The sequence below is a fragment of the Microvirga splendida genome (assembly GCF_016427565.1).
Taxonomy (GTDB): Bacteria; Pseudomonadota; Alphaproteobacteria; order Rhizobiales; family Beijerinckiaceae; genus Microvirga; species Microvirga splendida.
In genome coordinates this window covers 36,268-54,993 of record NZ_JAELXT010000024.1, presented here as the reverse complement: position 1 = coordinate 54,993, position 18,726 = coordinate 36,268, and the positions used below count along the sequence as shown (strand labels likewise).

Here is an 18,726-nt window from a genome sequence, read left to right as displayed (position 1 = left end):
ACCAGCCTCGTAGGACTGAGCTAACTCGACTGTGCCAAGTTGTAGACTTACCAGATATCGGAATGCGGATGAATTGAGAACACTGCAAATAGCCATACATTCTGAAGAATCGAACGGCGATAAGATGATTGCTGGGCCCTTGTCTCCGAAGATGGAGCCACTGGGCAAGACTCTGAAACTAAGGCCTGTACTATTTCTTCTTGACCACGTCAGACCAGGCTTGAAGAAGTGCTGAAGAGATGCAGGCCTGATATCAGGTCGATGTTCGGTGCCCTGATATCCCGGATACGTTTGGGCTTCCTTGTCCCACGCAATAACTAGGTGAAGATCTGAATAGAATGGTGAAAATGCACCACCCTTTGCATGCGGAACCCATAGTTTTGGTTCCTTAGATTGCCGCGCCTTTGGTTCCCACCAGGCTCGAATCCACCGACCGTCATCCGTTGTTCCGTTCGTCCGGAGCGCCTTTCTCGAAACGGTCTGGAATCGGGTGCCAGATTTGAAAGATGTGAAGAGGCTGTTCGAAGCCCAGTAAGCAAAAGGCTTCCCAGGAATTGCGTCGAAACACTCCGGGTCCAGTTGAAACACTCGCGCGTCCTCTGCTCCATTGCGGAGTGCAGCACAACTGGCTAGCAAGCTCGTATCTTTGTCTTTGTCCGCCAGTAGGCGTAAGAAAGTCGTCATGCATGTTTCTCCAGCACATAGGCAGCGGCTTCCACCATCGCGTCATCCATCACTCCATGCCCCAGATCTGCCAGGGCTTCTGGTCGGGCGATCCCCAGCACCACCTCCTCGCGCCACTTCTGGAAACTGGACAGGAAGAAACAGGTACGTGAGGTGATGGCACCGATGCGTCCGCCGCTGCGCATCAATGCCAAACCACGTTCGACAAAGATGGCAAGCAGGTCGTTCTTGCTGTTAGGATAAGTTTTTATGAGGCGGTCTTTGGTGCCCGCCGCCAACGCGCCGAAAGGCGGATTCATCACCACCACGTCGAATACCTCACGGCAGAGATCGATAATCCTGAGACCTTGCAAGGCGTCCTCCGCAAAAAGATGCCCTTGGTAGGTGGAACGCGCAGCATTGGCAAACTCGGTCAGGGCCTCTCGTAGCCGGGCTTCAGCTTTTTGCCACTGCGCCATATCCTCTGCCTTGAAAAGGGCGCCGTGTTCACCGAGTATCAAGCGGACGAGCGTTGGCAGCTCCGTCTCAACTTTAAGAAGCACTCCAAGCTCTGGAAGCCCTTTGAGAAGGAGCAGCGTCTTCTCGAACAGCTTCGCATCTAGGTGATCGAGGCCTTCCATAAACCGCTTACGCAGCTCGACCTCGGCCGGTGGGGCGACCGCGGCCACCACATGCCCACGTCCGACTTGCGGACGTTCTTGCGGCTTGACGCCCATCTCATGCCAGGCCCGCTGTGCCCGCAACCATAACGCCAGCGACGCGATCTGTGCCGCGCGTGGATCAATATCAACGCCATAGACGTTGTGCTCGATGATCAGCCGCGGCACATCCCGCAGAAACGCATCCTCGTCTGCATAGCTATTGCGGAGCGGCTTCAGATCGGGGCTGCCTCCGGCTTCGATATCAAGACTCCCAGGGCCGTGGGTTTGCTCCCAGGCCCACGCCTCGCGGTATATTTCTAGGAACAGGTCGAAAGCATAAAGCCCGAAATGCATTGACCCGCAGGCCGGATCGAGCAGCTTAATTGTGCGCGGATCGCGTGGGCGCTGGAAAGGCTCAGGTTTCTCGTCCGGCTTCACCAGCAGGTACTGGCAGCGGTCGCGCAGTCCAGTCTCCCCGCCCGTCCAGTTGAACCACAGCCGTCCGAGTGTGTTGTCGACCAGGAACTCCACCACATAGCGCGGTGTGAAGAACTGATTGCGAACCGCAAGCTCGCGACTGTTGCGCGGCGCCTGGCTGGCCTCGCGCATCGCTCTACGCTCTTCCTTTGAGTTGAAGTACTGATAGATCCAGCCGATCGTTTCATCTTCGGCCCACAGTGACTCTATGTCTGCGGCGTTGACAAGTTCAAGAAGCGGCAGCAGGGCAGGCTCGCGCGGAAATAAACGGCCATTAGGGAAATGGCGATCAAACAGGACAGGAAGATCAGCACTATAAAGATCGCACATACTAAGAAGGAACGTACGATATACGTCGCCTGTTTCGCCTAGCGCTGTTCCCGCAACGCGCTGGTACAACTGGAATGACTTTGATTGGTAGCCTTTGGCCACGCATTCCATGACAAGTCCGCGAGCCTCCATCATTCGAAGGGCCGCTAGCCTGTTCAACGTCGTGAACGCTTGCTCCCGAACCATGCGGTCAAGGGCCCTCATTCTCGCCTCACTTCCCTGACCCATGTCAGACGCAAGATAATGGCCCAGGATCTCGCGGAGGATCCGGGCAGTCTCAAGACGTCGATCGTCAAGGTGCGTGAGGCTTTCAAGTTCGGCGACACCACCCGAGTCCGGATCGAGGCCGTAGTCTTGCTGGAATTGCTTCGAGAACTCGTCCATGAGAAGCGAGCGCGCCTCGCTTACGAAGCGCTGAAGGCGGGCACGGGTTGTATTGTCGAAGGTCATCAATCCCCCTTCACAACAAGATCGAACTCATTGTTAAGGAGCTCGTGGCGCAGCTCCGAGAGAGCGCGAACAAGCGTATCAAGCTCCGCCACCGTTCCAATGCGAGCCGGCAAGGGGAAGGTCTTTCTGCCCTTCTCTCTCATCTCACCTGGAGGAGAAGTTGGGGGAACTGGATAGGTCGTTGGCTGGCGGCGCGTCTTACCTTCCTTAATAACCTTTGCCTTGATGTCGGCGATCGTGGCATCAATGTCGAACTGGCGCGACACGAGGCGCTTAAGGCCCGCCATGTCGTGAGTCACTTCGATGGATAGTGCCTGAATTTCGGACAGCGCTCCTGCTTGTTCCTCAGCGGTGAGTTCCGTCCACTCCGACAGAAGCGAAAGCTCGCTCTCTGCGGCAAGGATTCTGTCCGCTTGGGTGGTCCGCATGGCTGCAACTGCTTCCGCTACCCGACCTTCAATTGCTGTGCGACGGGTGCTGAGATCCGCCTTACGCTTGAAAAAGTCATCCTGACCCAGCATGTCCGCCACGGCTTCAAGATCGTCACGTGCAGCCTCCCGTAGGTCCTTGGGGACGCCAGTACCTGGAAGTTCGCTGATGCCGATCTCAAGATCCCGTAGTGCCTTCACCGTTTCCGCGATGCCTTGGTCGAAGGCGACTCTGGCGGCGATCGCCCATTTCAGCCCGTCATAGAGAGGCGACTGCTCCGCGCCGAAGCGCTGAGGGGCGTCAGATGCGTCAGAGAGCAACATGTCGGCGATCTGCTGGTTCACCGAGCGGACGGTTTCCACACCAGGGAGGCCGAAAGCCTGAAGTCGCTCCGCAAGCGGGGCAAGCCTGTGCTGGAGGGATGGCAGAAGCTTTTGGGCCGCCTTCCCGATATCCTCTTCGAGGGGCACTACAGGCTCGCCAGACAGGTCGGTCAGGCGTTCCGCCGCCCTGGCGAGAACTTCCATGGAGGGCCTATCGTCACGCAGAGCGACGCCGATTGACCTAAACGCGTTGTTGGTCTTCAGGGCCTCAATAGCCTGCTGGCCGGTCACTGTGACTTCGCGGCCCGACACCTTCAGCTTAACCTCGCCTGCAACGAGCAGGGCGGCGACCATGTAGCGCGTGGTGTCCGGCGACCAGCCGAAGGGCGGGCCGGAGAAGTGGTCGAGCAGCCGCTTGCCCTCAACCGTGCCGTTACGCTCAATGAAGTCTTTGATGCTGACGAGGCCTTTGTGGTCAGTTTTGACGGTCGGATTGCCGCCGACCACCTGCACGAGACTGAGCGGATCAATCTGCGACGTGACCGCCCTGAGGTTGGGCGCTCGCAGGAACTTCTCCGCTAAATCGGTCCCGACGCGCTCCGGTGCCTCTTGATAGCGATCGAACACACGCTCGGCAGCCTCAATTAGATGCTTCTTGCATGCAGCAAGCAGCAACTGGTCGAGACTGTCGACGGCCGTGACCTTGCCCCTGAAGACAAATGAGCCTTGGATCAGGCCGCGGACGATCTTCTGCGCGAGCTCGGACGCGAGCCGGGATGCCCGCTCAGTCTGACTTTGGCAATATTCCTTAACTTCTTGGTCTGGGTCGTGCCTGTGGAGCTCCACGATCCGCTGGCACCGGCAAATCTCAGCTACAAGGTCGTCGGCCTCAGGCGACCGCCTGGCAAGTAGGAAGATGCTGTTCTCAGACGATTTGTGGCGCGACTCATCGGTGAGGCGCCCCTTCTCCGCCTCATAGTCGGTCGGGTCAGCAAATGCGACAACGGTTTGGACCGTCTCCCGTTCGCCGGCTAGGGAGACCTGTTGCCCTGAGACGAGGTGTCGGAGACCGGTGGTCACTGACAGCGTCCCGTGAAGCCTAACACTGGGTAGTGGATCGAAGACATCCTTCAGCGCTTCGTTGAAGACGCGGCGGACGTCCGGAGTGCGTGGGACAAGCTGGGATCGCTCGAGCTCTACGTCGTTCAACCTCTCGGAGAAGAACCGAAGGAAGCTGTCCTTCTCGCCAAGTGGGACGATCGGATCCTTAATCAGCCGTTCCACAGCCTCCTTGACGTTGTCCGCCATGGAGCCCGCCTCGATCGCAGGGTGCATCAGCGCAGCGACATTTTCTATTGAGATCGGCAGATTCCCTAGGACTTGAAGCACCGCTACAGTCTTGCCAATGCCCTGGCAGAGCTCATCGTCAGGAAAACGGATCAAAACCTTTTCAACGGCCTGGTGAACGGAAGGGAAGGCCCTCCGGATGTCCTTATCTAGGGCGTCATACAACGTAACTGTAGTCGCGAGCCACCCGACCTCCCTGTCAGCCACTGGCTTTAGAGAGCCGGCCCCCTCAACCAGGATGTCTTGGATGACCTTGATCGCCGACCGCAGGCCGATACCGCCCGTTGACTTGGCGAGGGCACCGAGCAGGTGCAGTAGGATGTCGAAGTGGGCTGGCAGGAAAGGATACAGGTTCGTGAATGTCTCGCGGTCGAAGCCCGAGTCGTAGAACTTAGCGTCTGTCAGCTTGGTATGTTGACGTAGCGCCTGTCCATAGCGGTCGAACAGGCCGCCGAGTTCGGTGGCACCTGCCGAGGATTTGCCCAGAAGACGGCGAAAGCAGATCTCCTTGATGTCACTCGATTCCAGTGCGACGGTAATCGGGAAACGGTCCTTGAGCTTATAAAGCTCCGGCGAGTTGATGGCGGCTCTGGGGTCGTCTTCGGTTAGCGTCTGCTGGGCAGTGCCAACAATCCAGACCTTACCGCCGCCCAGGTCCTTCAAGTTTTGCGCGAGCCCCTGAAGGTCGAGGATTTTGGTTTGTTGACTGCCAACATATTGGCCGATCTCGTCGACCACGAAGATGATGTGTTCCTTACCCGACGCGTCTCTGACGACGTCGATCATCTCCTGCACCCGATCATCCATCAGATAAACGGTGTCGCTGCTTGAAGTCGTGAAGGCTTGTTCCGTGCGGAACAGGTTCGGGTAGAGCTTATGGGCGAGCCGTGGGATTACGCTGTCCACAACGAGTTCGTCGTTCCTGTAATCTGCCCAGTTTTCGCCGGTCTCATCGCGAAACGCCTGCTCGAACTCGGAATATCGCCCCTCCTTGCGGAGCCGCCGCTCAAGTGCTGCCACCTTAAGGTTTCTGGAGTAGCCCGCGTATTGAAGTACTTTGTAGTAAAGTACAGTCGAGACCTCGGCGAGGGAGGCTCCAGCAATCTGCTCACTTGCCAAGTCAAGCATTACAACTGCGGCGGGGAAGCGGGCGGCCAGTTTAGAGAGTAGGGCCTTGGTGGTCGGCCGATGGAGTCTATCCTGCAGGTGGCGGAGGAAGGGCGTTCCGTCAATCGTCACCCTTTCGTCGAAGGCGAGGCCCAGATACTTGGTGAAGGAGCTCTTGCCCGAACCGTAGAAACCCGAGACCCATACCCCGATCTCGTGGCTGGAACCAGCCTCCATGGCAGCCTGCATCTTCTCCAAGAGTTGTTCAAGCTGCTGCTCAATGCTTTCCGTTACTATGTACTCGGAAATCTCTGCCTTCAGGCGCTGTTCATGAGAGGCCTGGTAGGTGATGACCTTCTCAATGGCGCGCTGGATGTCCTTGCCAGCATCAAAGAGAGTGCGGATCTGAGTCATGTCGCTTCCTGATGGGTTCTTCTAGCTGGTCAGCCGCCGACGTGGACTGAACGGTAGTTGCCGTCTTCGGGGTAGAAACCGAGGAACCTAAGCCTCGTCTTACCAGTCCGGGTGCCCGGGTATAGGAAGACTGTGGGGACGTGGAATTTGCCCTGAAGCTGAGCCTCGATTGCCCCGATCCGCATATATGGATGCAGGGCTTCGAGGTCGGTCACTAGCATGATCGTCGATGACTTGCCCTCAAGGGCGGACAGACGCTCCTCCAGCCGAGACTGCAGGCGTCCCTGGGCGGTCAGAGCGTTCGCCAGTGAGGTGTTCGTTCGCCCCCACGCGAGGGGATCCTTCCGGTCAGCCTCCAGCCAGACCTTGCGGAGCGGAGCCTTTCTGAGGATATCGGCGATGTGCTCGGCGATAGAGAATGTCTCGACCTGCCAGCCTGTATTCGACAACTTGGATGTCCAGGCCGGTATGAGGCGCTTTACCTCAAGCAGTTCGCGCGGGTGGAAGATCAAATAGAAGATCGGTTCGAAGCTCGCATGCGCGAACTCCCGACCTGTCTCGATCCGGCGAATCAGTTCGTCGAAGTCAGCTTTGAGTGAGGGCATCGGTTAGCTCTTCTAACGACTTGTATTTCCAGGATACCTGCGTGACGCCACCCGCTGACTGCACGATCAACTCCCCCCTCAGAGATAGCCGCTTCAGCTCGCCGAGGGCATCTTCAGCCTCCAACCCGAAGAGCCCCCAGTCAGGGCTCCGAAGCAGCGCGTTGTCACCCAGCCCCCGGAAATGCAGATCATGGGCCAGGATCGACGCCACGTTTGGATTGATCCGGTAGGTGGTGATGGACCGTGCTCCGCCCCTCATTGCTCCCAGAAGACCGAAGTCTGCGCACGCTCCGAGTAGGTAACGGGCGACGCGAATGATGGTCGTCTCGGACCAACGGCTTGTCGTCCGTCCGTTGGACACAGCCGAGGAAACGAACTGGAGAGAGTCTTCCTTTGACACGAGGCTTCCGCCCGCCGAGTAGCGAGGCCAGTAAACCTGGCGGACGAAGTCGCCGAGGATTGGGTTCGCCCGGCAAGTGAACAGGAAGCAGAGTGAGCGGAAATCCTCCCTGGGAAGGCTTTCGGAAAGTCTTTTCAGCAGGCGGGCTGGCGCTCCGCCGTCGACGAGGAATCTGGGGCAGAACGCCTCAATGATGATGTTGCGAAGGCGCCGGGCGGTCATCGTCGGGAAGTCGCCGGACGCGAGAGCGACCTTGAGCAGATCCTGCCCCTCCATGCCGGGCTCCCAAATGGCGAGGAGTTTCAGCGTCTCCGGCATAAGTCCAAGCCCAGCCTGGAGCTGGGTTGTGTAGTTCGGCGCACGGGTCATCGCGCGCCCGTGAAATAGGGGAAGCATTGGATGCCGGCGCTGAACGCGGCAGAATATAGGGATGCGGCCTCGGCAACCCATCCCGGCTCCTCAAGTAGGTCGACCGTTCCCATAAGCGCGGGGCCCGGCTTCACCTCGGGTGCCATGCTCGCGAGTTCTTGAAGCGTCGCCCTCGCTGCATCGGGGGACGCGATGGTGTCGGTAAGCCCCTGGCCTGCCGATTGCACGGCATCGAAGAGCCTTTGCTCGGTAACCTCGGGCAGACGGAAGGGATGGAAGGCGCGGCCGACACCGATGTGCTCATCATGCACTCGCCTGGCTGCCTCAAGCACGCCCTGGTAACGGGCCTGCAAGACCTTCGATCCGAACACCGGAGTAAGGAATGCTGCACTCGTCGGGGACATGAACCCGGATTGCCACCATCCTGCAACGTCCCGTTCGCCGAGAATGCCGACTGCTAACCGCAAAGAAACGATCTGCAAAATTAAACTTTTATTCCTATCATCAGGATTATTGTTCATGCGTCTTATCGTTGTGAATAGCAGAATCGCCGAATCGCATCTCGGTCCTCACTCATTGAGTAAGAGGTGATAAGCTCGGCTGCTCTGCAGTTCAACACTACGATATACTGACCGCTCGGCTGCGACGCTCGCCCACCAGAGGAGTGCCTGGCGTACGGGGATGTTGGATGTAAGGTGATGTTGGCTCTTCCATCTCGCATTCCATGAGTGAGGCCAAAAGCCATCTGCTGTGATAGCGGCTGCGCGAAGCTTCCGGCTTGCCCCCGTACTTAGGCTTATTTTCCTTTCGAATCTATATCGAGGTCGCGAAGACGACCAGCTGAGTGCCCGCTGAAACAACCAGAAATGGAGCCGCAGAGACCTTTGATGGCATTCCCGCGAGGTGAGCATAGCTCATCACGCAGCTGACCATTCGAAGGCCATTCGTCGCCTGAGATGGCAGCGCTCGATTCGAACGCACGGCGAAAATCGCGATCCAGCTTTGCTGACTCTGTATCTTGGTTAAGATTTCATCTGGCCGGCTTACACAGAATCTCTGTGGGCAGATCAACGATCGTTTGTGCCCAAGGCCCTAGACGATTGAACAAGTTGATGGGGAGCACGGCCCCTCATATACTTTAACCGAATACATCACTGCAGCATGCATGGCAGGTGCAGATGGGCAAAAAGGGCGGTTATTTCGCGGGAAGTACATTGATCACCCCGAAGGATTACGGGTCCTGGTTTACCGGTGTCAAACCTCCCGGTGCGCCTCGGGACGACGGCCCAAGGCCGCCACGTTCACCTGAAGAGCAGCGCGAGTATGAAGCATTTTGTCGAGCGCGAGTGTGCCCACCGGCAGAAGCCGGCTCCCGCTTGATCAAGAAAGGCGATGTAGCGGGCGCTCGCCGCGCAAAAACAGGGCGCGAGACCGGGAAGTTGGCCCAAAAGCACCGGAAATGACAGAGTCCTAACCTCATTAAGCCGGCGAACGACCAGTTTGGCGCTTCTCGTTATGAGTCCTTGGTCGATGTATGTGCCATGCGCGCTTGCGCAAGCTGTACAGCCTCGTACAATCTTGGGAACTTATAACAAACTGGGGCTCCGAATGGCCACTTGTCTAGGCCGAACCCGGGACCCGATCCGGTACACGTGGGGCGGCTATGGCACATCTATTTCATAATCAATCAATCTTAGACCCGCGATTGGGCGGCCCAGGCCTCTGCCAGGTGCTCCCGCTTGCGCTCGCGGACACTGTCTCGCAACGGGCATAGGTTCCAGGATGAACGCTTCCTTGGATCTGATCCTTTCTTAGGAGTGCACGTGAGCGCTTTGGACTTCCGGGCCCAGCGATGGCTTGGTGAATTTCTGGCTCGGCGGCACCTCGAGCGAGCAACAGGCAATCCCCTTTACACCTACCGGTGCTCTCCTGAGGAGTTGAAAGGGCTGAGAGCCCTGCTTGCTGAAGCTGATCTTGCCAATGATAAGGGGCGACATCTCTCCGCAGGGTTCGTCCTCTTTGCAGCGGAAACATTCCGAACGGCGCATCTTGGCGGCGTTTGGACCTGGCGGACTGTTCTCGAGCCATTAGGCTTGAAGGGCACCACCCAGCTCTGCGAACCTGTAAAAACCAGAGGGCTGAAGTGGTGGGGGCGAGACGGAACAAGTCGCCTCAGGAGCGGTGCGAGGCATCTGTTTGCTCTTGTTGCCGAGTGCGGATTCCCGGTAGGGCTTCTCTCCCGTGATAACGGGGCGGTGCGCGCATGGCTGATGCGCGTGCAAGGGTTCGTCAATGAGCATGCCATTGACGTTGAAGATGCCGCGGAGGTGGCCGAGACATATGCATACCTCATTGCAGATTCACTGCGCTCCAACGAACTTTTCGCTCTTGCTGCAGAGCTCACGTGCACAATCCGTGAGCTCAGGCACCAAATCGGCCCCATCGATGAAAGCGCCGATCCCATTCTTATTTTGCAGCAATTGGAAACAGGTTGGCGCGATCGGCTGCCCATCAATCTCGACGACGAAGCAGCGCGGGTCCTATTCCGTGGATTGATGAGGGCAACGTCCGCAACTGCCGCCGGCGCGGACCAAATTTGCCACCGCGTCCTCATCCGCGAAGCAGACAGTTGGCGTCCTGCTCTTCGATGGGCCGAGGCTGGCCGTTTCCGTATAGACCAAATGCCCCGCAGTGTCGTCGAACTTCTGGATGATGGGGTCTTCCGCGGGCGTCTCATCGCTTCAGGTCACATGACATCGACCAGAGACGGAGAGATTGCCGTCATCGAGCGTGGTGACGAGCAATGGACGTTCCGTTCTGTCCGGCGCAGCGGCACCACCACCGAATTCCCCTTAGCCGAAAGCGTGTCATTGATGCTGCGGGTCGGGAACAGGCATAGCACGCCATTCGTGATCTCGGGCGGTGCTGCTGTTCTTGACGAAATTCTCGTCTTCGCGCGTGCCGGGGAGGGCGAGCTGCAGTTCCTCGGGAGCGGTGGGCAGCGGGTGCGTGGGGACGAGTTGTGGGTTGCTCTCGATCCTCAGAAAGTCTCCGTCGATGCGCCGGAGAGCGCAACTCTTGAGCACCAAGGCTGCGTTCAGGGCGGCATTCACGTGATGTACCGACTGAGTGGTTCCGTGACTTCGAAGTCATCTGACGGGCTCACCGTTCGGCTCGCAACAGGGGTGACTGAACCGTCCGGCCGGCGCGTTCACATGATTCCCCGGCCAACACCAGTGCCGGTATCTCCTGATCCAGCGTCTGCTGGCCTCCCAGCGATGTTTTATGCAGGTGGACTCAATGTTGCCGCGGCAGACGTGCGCTGGCGTCCGGTAACAGGAGGGCGGTGGCACTCTCTGGCCGAGGCGGCCCCTTGTGGCGCTGTTCAAGTGGCAATTGTACGAGATGGAGAACTGATTGACCGTTTTCGAATTGCGGTCCTCCCTCGCGATGCAAGGATCGATGTCATTCCCTCTCCATTTGGCGGTGGAGAGATCCGCCTGAAAAACTTCGGGCCATGCCGAGTTGCGGTGACTGTCCGAGATGGGGTATCGAGCTCGGTTCGCCATGGCCAAGACGCAATCTCTATAAGTGTCCAAGCTCCCGCGAACATTATGGAATTTGACGTCACGATCATGTTTGAGCATGGCGGACCGATCACGCTCCATCTGCCTGTTCCACACCGCGGCGTCGCCTTTATCGATCGGAGCGGCATTCGACTTTCGAACAAGGCGGAGCTTGCTGTGAATGACCTTGCCGGTGTGCGCGTGCTTGCAGATGATGGACGTCTAATCACAGTCGAGCTGCGCGCAGTGCCTCCCGTACCATTGGGATTTGTGACCCCCGTAGGCCAGGGTCTCTCGCTCGCGACGACGGCATCGGACTGTCGTACGCTTCTCTCCGAAACGAGTGACGCGGATGCGAGGGTCATTCTCGAAGGCGAGGGAGCGCGACTCGTTGTCAAACGGTATGCTTTCGAGCTAGCGCGTGCTCCAGACGGCAGTCTCCGGTGTGACATAGGGCAGTTGCAGCTGCCAAGTGACGCCATCCTAAAGGTTGTCGCGCACAGACTCACCGATCCCCAAGCTGGCGAGATTACAATCTGGTCCGGACCGTCACACGCCCTCAGCGAGGTTTGCATCTGCTCTCCCGACCCGTCGACCCCCTGGTTGACCTGGGTGGAGCATTCTGGACGAGCAATCTCGCGACCAGGACTGCTTCCATCGGTGGGAGACCCACCCGATGGAGATGCTTTTGCAGCGTGTGCCTTCATCTCGGGCATGGCTCCGCGCAAGACCGCTATGGCGGACCACCTGATCGAGATTGCAGCAACGCCAGGCCACGCTGATTGGGGACGCCTCCGCGCTGCTCTGAAGCTGTGCCAAGGGCGGGTTCCCCTCGCGTCCCTCGACTGGTTCACGGTCATAGCCCGACTGCCGAAAGCACTTGCTGCCTTTCTTATTGGCTCCCCTGCCGACATGATTGGTCGGGTGCTCGAGACGGAGCAGGAACTGCCGTTTCTGTGGGAGACAATCCCAGTGGCCGATTGGATCGCCGCGGCCGAGGCTCAGCGACGTTGGCTTAGCACATTGTTGGGCCAAGATGCTCAAGATGTGGTTTTAGCCCTGATGGGTGACGTGCTCGCCGCTCTCCACCGGGGACGCCCGCACCTTTGGCAGCTTGTGTGGCTCTTGTCCCATTCCATTGGTCTAACGGGACCAGCAGCCGCGCCTCCGCCTGCCGGAGCGCCCATCCAAGGGTTGCTCCAGCGCAATGCGGACAGGCAATGGCCAGTGCTGGACCCAATTCTCTCAGCTCTGCCGCGGAAAGACCTCGACCGCTATGGCAAGCATACGCACAGTGTTATCCTCGCACCGCATCTGGCAGCAGCCATCATGGCGGGAATGAAGGCTGACGAGGGAGCGCTTCTTGCTCTGCGCACGGCCAAACGCTTCGACCAAACGTATTTCGAGAGTGCTTTCGCGGCCTTGCGTCCCGGAGCTTAGCTACAACCAGTTAATAGCGAGCCGATCCATGATCACGTATGATTTCCTTCGCCAGATCTGCCAAGGCTCCGCATCCGCCGTTCTGTCTCAGTCAGGCCTACGGAACCCAGCACTGCTGCGCCGCCTGCAAGATCTGTTGTCTGCAGATCCTGGGCTCCCCAATTCATTCCTGGCCGATCCGGTTCTCGAGGGAGCATTCGGCTGGACAGAAGCGCACGAGACGATGGCGCAACTCGAAGGATTGCTTGATCCAGCCCTTATTGATGCTCTCGACCTTCAGAATCCGATAGATCCAGAGCGCAACGAACGCTATCGCTTTGGGCGTGATTGGCATCCATATGCTCATCAGGTCGAGGCCTGGCGTACTCTCCTCGCTCCACAGCCAAAATCTGTACTTGTTAGCTCCGGAACGGGATCGGGCAAGACAGAGTGCTTTCTGATTCCGATCCTAGAGGACCTTCTGCGCCTACGGCGGCAGGAAGGGCGGCTTCAGGGGGTGCGGGCATTAATGCTTTACCCGCTCAATGCGCTGATCAGCAGCCAACGAGACCGCTTACACGATTGGACAGCCCCTTTTGGTGATCACCTGCGCTTCAGCCTTTACAATGGCGATACGCAGGAAACGGTGAAAAACTCTGTTGCGCGTGCGCGACCAAATGAGGCGCTGGATCGCACGACGATTCGGGAGGATACACCGCCGATCTTCGTGACCAACATCACGATGCTTGAATATATGTTGATCCGCAGCACGGATGAACCGATCCTCCAGCGATCACAGGGGAAGTTGCGTTGGATCGTGCTGGATGAAGCCCATTCCTACATCGGCTCGCAGGCTGCCGAGCTAGCTCTTCTTCTTCGGCGCGTCATGCGTGCTTTCGGAGTCAGCCCGAACGAAGTTCGTTTCGTGGCCACGTCAGCGACGCTTGGCGAAGGGCGAGACGTGACGGATCGGCTTCGTCAGTTCTTATCCGACCTCTCTGGCACGGGTTTGGACCGCGTGGCGGTTGTGAAGGGAAGTCGGGATACTACCCTCACGACCAAGCTGTCTTCCATGCCCAAGCAGACGCAGGATACACTCGATCAACTGTTCGATGATGCAAGGGCGCTTCGCCTCCGTAAAGCCTTAGCTGAGAAAGCTGGGCTCACGCTCACAGAGGCCGCTCGCACCGCACTTGGTGACGGTGCAAGCCGGCGCGACGCTCTCACTCTTGCAGAGGCTGCCGCTCATGCGGAGCGCGATGGGCGCCGTCTCCTGCCGCTGAGACTTCATCTCGTTCACCGAGCTCAACCTGGATTCTGGGTTTGTCCCAACCCGGCCTGTTCTGGACGTGCTGGCACTGCACTCGATGATGCAATGTGGCCGTGGGGCGAGGTGAGTGTATCGGAACATGAGCGGTGCACCGCTTGCAATACTCCATTGTTCGAACTCGCCGCTTGCGGTGACTGCGGCGCACCACACCTTCTCGCTGAACAAACGGCGGATGGAAGGTTACGTCCGCCCATCGACGGAACAACTGAGGACGAGTTCGCGCAGGGTCTCGAAATCGGCGATGGGGAAGCGGACGGAAGATCATTAGCCAGTGCGCAGGGGCGGCTCATCGTTGATCCGGCAGCACGAGATGGATCCTGGAGCTCGCCATACGATCCACGAACCGGCACCCTCGCAGACCGTATGGACGATGGCATGTTAATGCTGCGCCTATCTGACAGCTCCGCATGCTGTGCCTGCGGATCAACGTCGAACGGTGCGCCTAACTTTCGCCGTGCCCGCTTCGGCGCACCATTTCTTCTCGGCGGCGTGCTGCCGCAGATGCTCGAGCGGCTCGAAACGCAAAATGCCTCGCCTCCCTCCGATGGGCGCCAACTCATCACCTTTACGGACAGCCGGCAGGGCACCGCGCGTTTTGCAGCCCGCCTACAGCAGGACTCCGAGCGCAACCTTGTGCGTGCCGTGCTCTACCATGCAGTTCAGGAGGGAAGGGCGAGCGAGGCTGACCGACGGGAGATCGAAAACGTCCGGACCTTCATCGACCGTCTCGCAGGTATCCCGGGCGCGGACGAAATGCGACGCGGTTACGAGAGCCAGCTCAAGGACCTTGAGGCGCGCGCCGGTGCGGCCTTGCCGTGGGACGAGGCAGTTGCGACGCTCGGCAACGAAGAAGGGCTGGAGCGGCTGCGCGAGGAAGTTTGGCAGTATCGCCACGAGATCTTTGCCGATTCGCGGAACCTCGCTCGGGTTCTTATTCTGCGAGAGTTATTCCGGCGACCAAAGCGCGCGAACAGCGCCGAGACGATGGGCCTTGTTCAGTTTCGGTATGCGGCCATCGAAAAGCTCGAAGAGCGGCATGTCCCTTCAGCGTTCAGCCGGCATGGAGGCAGCCTCGCTGATTGGCGAGCATTTCTGTATCTCCTCGAGACTTATCTGCTACGCTCGCGCAGTATTGTAGCAATCGAACGTTCCGATCTTCCCTGGATTGGGTTGAAGATCAACCCTCGTGTCATCTGTCGCCCTGGTGCCGAGCGCGATGCTGACGATTGGCGTTATGCATGGCCGAGTGTGCGGTCGGGACAGACGGAGCGAACGGCAGTTGTAAAACTCTTGCGCGCGGGCCTCGGACTCGACTTCTCCCGACCCGACCATATCGACGATGCCAATGAGTGCCTTGAGATGGCGTTCAACGCACTGCTGCCGATCCTGAAGGAGGTGAACGGAGGCTTCCAGCTCGATCTGGCGCGATCGGAAATTGGCCGAATTGGGGATGGCTGGATGTGTCCAGTCACCAATCAGGTTCTACCTGGAACCTTCCGCGGGCTGACCCCTTGGCAGCCGCAGGGCGCGAGCCTCGAATTGACACCCTGCCGTTCCATCACGATGCCTCGGCTGCCCAAGGCCTGGCCTCGCTCCAAAGAGGCGCGGGAGGAGATCGACGAATGGTTGAGGAGCAACGCCGACGTAACCGCTCTGCGATCGGAGGGCATTTGGCGCGACTTGCATGACCGGATCGCCCGTCTGTCCCCCGTCGTGCTCGCCGCCGAGCACTCTGCGCAGCAGCCGGGTTGGAAGCTGCGCTGGTTCGAGAAACGCTTCAAGCAGGGGCGTCTCAATGTGCTCTCGTGCTCGACGACTATGGAAATGGGTGTCGACATCGGTGGCCTCCAGGTGGTGGTCAACACGAATGTGCCTCCCTCTCCAGCGAGCTACCGTCAGCGCGTCGGCCGTGCGGGTCGACGGCGTGAGGCCGTCGCAACGGCATTGACGTTTGCCCGGGACGAGCCTTTCGGTTGGACGACGTATAGCGATCCGATGAGGCCACTCATTGCTGGCATCAAGCCCCCGGCCGTCTCTCTGCAAAGCCCTACTATCGTTCAGCGGCACGTCAATGCGCTCCTCCTTTCATATTTCATCCGGATGGATGCAGCGGATGAGTTGCATTCCTTGAAAGCAGGGGACTTCTTCGGCCGTAACGGCGACGGTGTTGTCGCTGCCGACAACGCTGCTGAGCGCTTCATCAGCTGGTGCCGCTCAGCCGATGGTGTCGGTGAGGGGTTAGATGACGCTCTTCGACAGTTGGTTCGAGGCACCTGCTTGGAAACCACACTGGATCTTCCTGTCAGGGCTGCGGCATCCTTGGATACTGCAGCGGAGGCCTGGCGAGACGAGTGGGCGTCCCTGGCTCGGGATCTAGTCGGGGCTAGCGGCGCAGCCAAGTCCCGCATCCAGCATCAGCTCAAGCGCCTGTGCGGATCCTTCGTTCTGGGCGAGTTGGCCAACCGGGGCGTGCTTCCCTCCTATGGGTTCCCCACCGATGTCGTAACATTCCTCGTGCCTGATAAGCCGGATGCACGGCGTAATCCGGCTGATGGATTGGGGGAAAGTGGCTACCGTCGGATTGATGCGCCGTCGCGATCCCTGGATCTCGCCATCCGAGATTATGCCCCAGGCGCAGAGGTGGTCCTCGACGGTTTGGTCTATCGCTCAGCGGGCGTGACGTTGAACTGGAAGCGGCCTGCGAACGAGGAGGAGCGCGCACCCCAGAGCATCCGGTTTGCGTGGCGTTGCGCGACTTGCGACGCGAACGGGGATGCTCCATCGCGTCCAGAGCTTTGCTCACAATGCGGAAGTGAGGAGCTCACTAGGGTCGAGTACCTGCGCCCGGCCGGTTTTGCCTTCGACGAGGGTGATACGAGGAATGCACCCCATACGGATGTGACCCAGCCTGACCACGTGGAACCAACACCACCGTTCGTATCCGCAAATGGTGCTGAATGGTTGGCTTTGCCGCACCCGGAGGTTGGCCGAATGCGCGCCGCGGATGGCGGATCTATTCTATTCCGAGCGGAAGGCCCCAACAAATTGGGTTTCGCAATATGCCTCCATTGCGGCCGCGCAGCCGCCGAAACGATGCGGTGCCTCCCAGGCATGGCCGAACCTCCGCTTCCTCGCGAACTCCAAGACCATAATCCGTTGCGTGCCAAGCGAATTAGTGGTCCATGCCCTGGCGGACGGCCTGGGTTTGGAGTCAAACGTAATCTTGCTCTTGGTCATCAAGCCCGGACGGACGTATTCGAGCTTCAGCTCGAAGCGCTGAGAGGAACAAGCCAGGAAGCCGCGGCTTTTGCGCTCGCGGTAAGCCTACGCGAGGCACTAGTTCGGAGCTTAGGCGTAGAGTCGAGCGAAATCGGATATGCCGTCAACAAACGACGGCTACGGGCTAACCAATCCTGCTTATCCATCCTATTGTACGATAGGGCTGCCGGTGGCGCGGGATTTGCAACGCAGGCACCAGAGATCATAGCGGATTTGCTACGATCAGCTCGCAGTATCCTGGACTGCCATGCGGAGGGATGTCAGACCGCCTGCCCGTCATGCATTCTCGCTGGCGACAGCCGATTTGACGCCGACAAGATCGACCGACGTGCCGCACTTGCATTGTTGGATAAGGAAATTCTGCCTCTTCTAGACCTTCCGCCACGTTTCCGGGTCTTCGCTCAAACAACTGCCGAGCCACGAACAGCAGCTGAGGCGATCCGCGCTGGATTGGGAACAGGACCTCTGACCCTGTTCCTGGGCGGGGATGTGACCGAATGGGATCCGGCGGCCTGGGCTGGTCGCCGTCTCCTCGATCGAGCCATCGCTGCTGGTGTTCAGGTTCGTTTGGCTGCGCCCACAGCGTACCTTGCGGCGCTAACGCTCTCGCAAAGGCTAGGTCTTCGAGCCCTTGCGTTACGCCAGGGTGTGAGCGTTCATCGGATGCCCAAGACCGCCCGCCAAGGAGATCTCTATCTCCTAGCCGCGGCTGGACACGGGGAGCGTTCGCGCCTCTGGGCCGTCGCCTCTGAGACAGCTCAATCACTTGGGCCAGATTGGGGAGCCACATCTCAAGATCCGCTCGTTCGAGGAGAAGCACCTCTGCCAGAGATCGGACCGGCCTTCGACCCTGCCGAACTTTCTCCTCCTGTCGGTGAGGACGTACGGCGGATTGAAATTGGCACGGAACTCAATGGGCCTGTAACGGGCTATGGCAAAGCCTTCTGGACGCTTGTGGAAGCCGCAATGCCGGAGGTGCGGGTCCTGCGTCGGCGCGGGGCTCCGGCCGAGGTTGTCTATAGCGACCGCTATCTGTTTAGTCCGCTCCCGCTGCGCCTCTTGACCGAAGCTCTTAAGGCAGGGCCAGGTGGCTTGAAAGGCAGCATGGTGACTGTGCGCACCCAGGATGGAGCGCCCATCAAGGATCGCATCGCCCGTGATATTCTTGATGACTGGCAAGCTCCAGACGTTCGCCACGCAGTGATGACCGAGATCCTCGCCGGTGTCGGTAGTGGAGGCAGGGTGTGCTTCATGCAGCGCCATGATCTGCCGCACGATCGTCGTCTGAGCCTCCTCTGGTCAGATGGGAGCTCGCTCGAGATCACGCTGGACCAGGGTTTTGGTTTCTGGCGAGCGCAGCGGAGACCTTCGTTCAATTTCACCGCCAGGCCAAGTCTTCAGGCGCAGCAGCTCCTTGAGCTTACATTCGCCGTGGAGTCCCCGCGAGGGGCCAAGACACCCATTACGATCGGTCCAGTACGGATCATCAATGCATCTGCAGCGGAGGCTGCGGAATAACTAGCGCAGGGGATAATTCCAAGCCGACGGGCAGAGAG

The 18,726-nt window shown here is 59.0% G+C and carries 7 protein-coding genes; 2 read left to right on the top strand and 5 right to left on the bottom strand.

Annotation, left to right across the window (positions count from 1 at the left end):
- Positions 1 to 680: 680 nt before the first annotated feature.
- The 5 genes from JAO75_RS18520 to JAO75_RS18500 are packed head-to-tail and all read right to left on the bottom strand — an operon-like array spanning position 681 to position 8,097.
- Positions 681 to 2,582 carry an Eco57I restriction-modification methylase domain-containing protein gene (locus JAO75_RS18520; RefSeq protein WP_199050626.1) on the bottom strand — a complete coding sequence of 634 codons (1,902 nt, stop codon included), beginning with the start codon at positions 2,580 to 2,582 and terminating at the stop codon, positions 681 to 683.
- Positions 2,582 to 6,202 carry a BREX system P-loop protein BrxC gene (gene brxC, locus JAO75_RS18515; protein ID WP_199050625.1) on the bottom strand — a complete coding sequence of 1,207 codons (3,621 nt, stop codon included), beginning with the start codon at positions 6,200 to 6,202 and terminating at the stop codon, positions 2,582 to 2,584. Before brxC ends, JAO75_RS18520 begins: the two co-directional genes overlap by 1 nt.
- Before the next feature lie 29 nt (positions 6,203 to 6,231).
- Positions 6,232 to 6,807: a BREX protein BrxB domain-containing protein gene (locus JAO75_RS18510; protein WP_199050624.1), complete on the bottom strand. Its 576-nt coding sequence runs from the start codon at positions 6,805 to 6,807 to the stop codon at positions 6,232 to 6,234.
- Entirely contained in the window at positions 6,788 to 7,576 is a 789-nt protein-coding gene (locus JAO75_RS18505) for a BrxA family protein (RefSeq protein WP_199050623.1), read from the bottom strand. The genes JAO75_RS18510 and JAO75_RS18505 overlap by 20 nt, the downstream gene beginning before the upstream one ends.
- Positions 7,573 to 8,097 carry a BrxE family protein gene (locus JAO75_RS18500; RefSeq protein WP_199050622.1) on the bottom strand — a complete coding sequence of 175 codons (525 nt, stop codon included), beginning with the start codon at positions 8,095 to 8,097 and terminating at the stop codon, positions 7,573 to 7,575. Before JAO75_RS18500 ends, JAO75_RS18505 begins: the two co-directional genes overlap by 4 nt.
- A 1,302-nt stretch (positions 8,098 to 9,399) precedes the next feature.
- On the opposite strand from JAO75_RS18500, the gene JAO75_RS18495 reads away from it, so the two are divergent.
- Both JAO75_RS18495 and JAO75_RS18490 read left to right on the top strand, forming a co-directional pair.
- A complete protein-coding gene (locus tag JAO75_RS18495; RefSeq protein WP_199050621.1) occupies positions 9,400 to 12,582 on the top strand; it encodes an STY4851/ECs_5259 family protein in 3,183 nt (1,060 codons plus the stop codon).
- Between the two features lie 28 nt (positions 12,583 to 12,610).
- Positions 12,611 to 18,688 carry a DEAD/DEAH box helicase gene (locus JAO75_RS18490; RefSeq protein WP_199050620.1) on the top strand — a complete coding sequence of 2,026 codons (6,078 nt, stop codon included), beginning with the start codon at positions 12,611 to 12,613 and terminating at the stop codon, positions 18,686 to 18,688.
- Positions 18,689 to 18,726 lie beyond the last annotated feature (38 nt).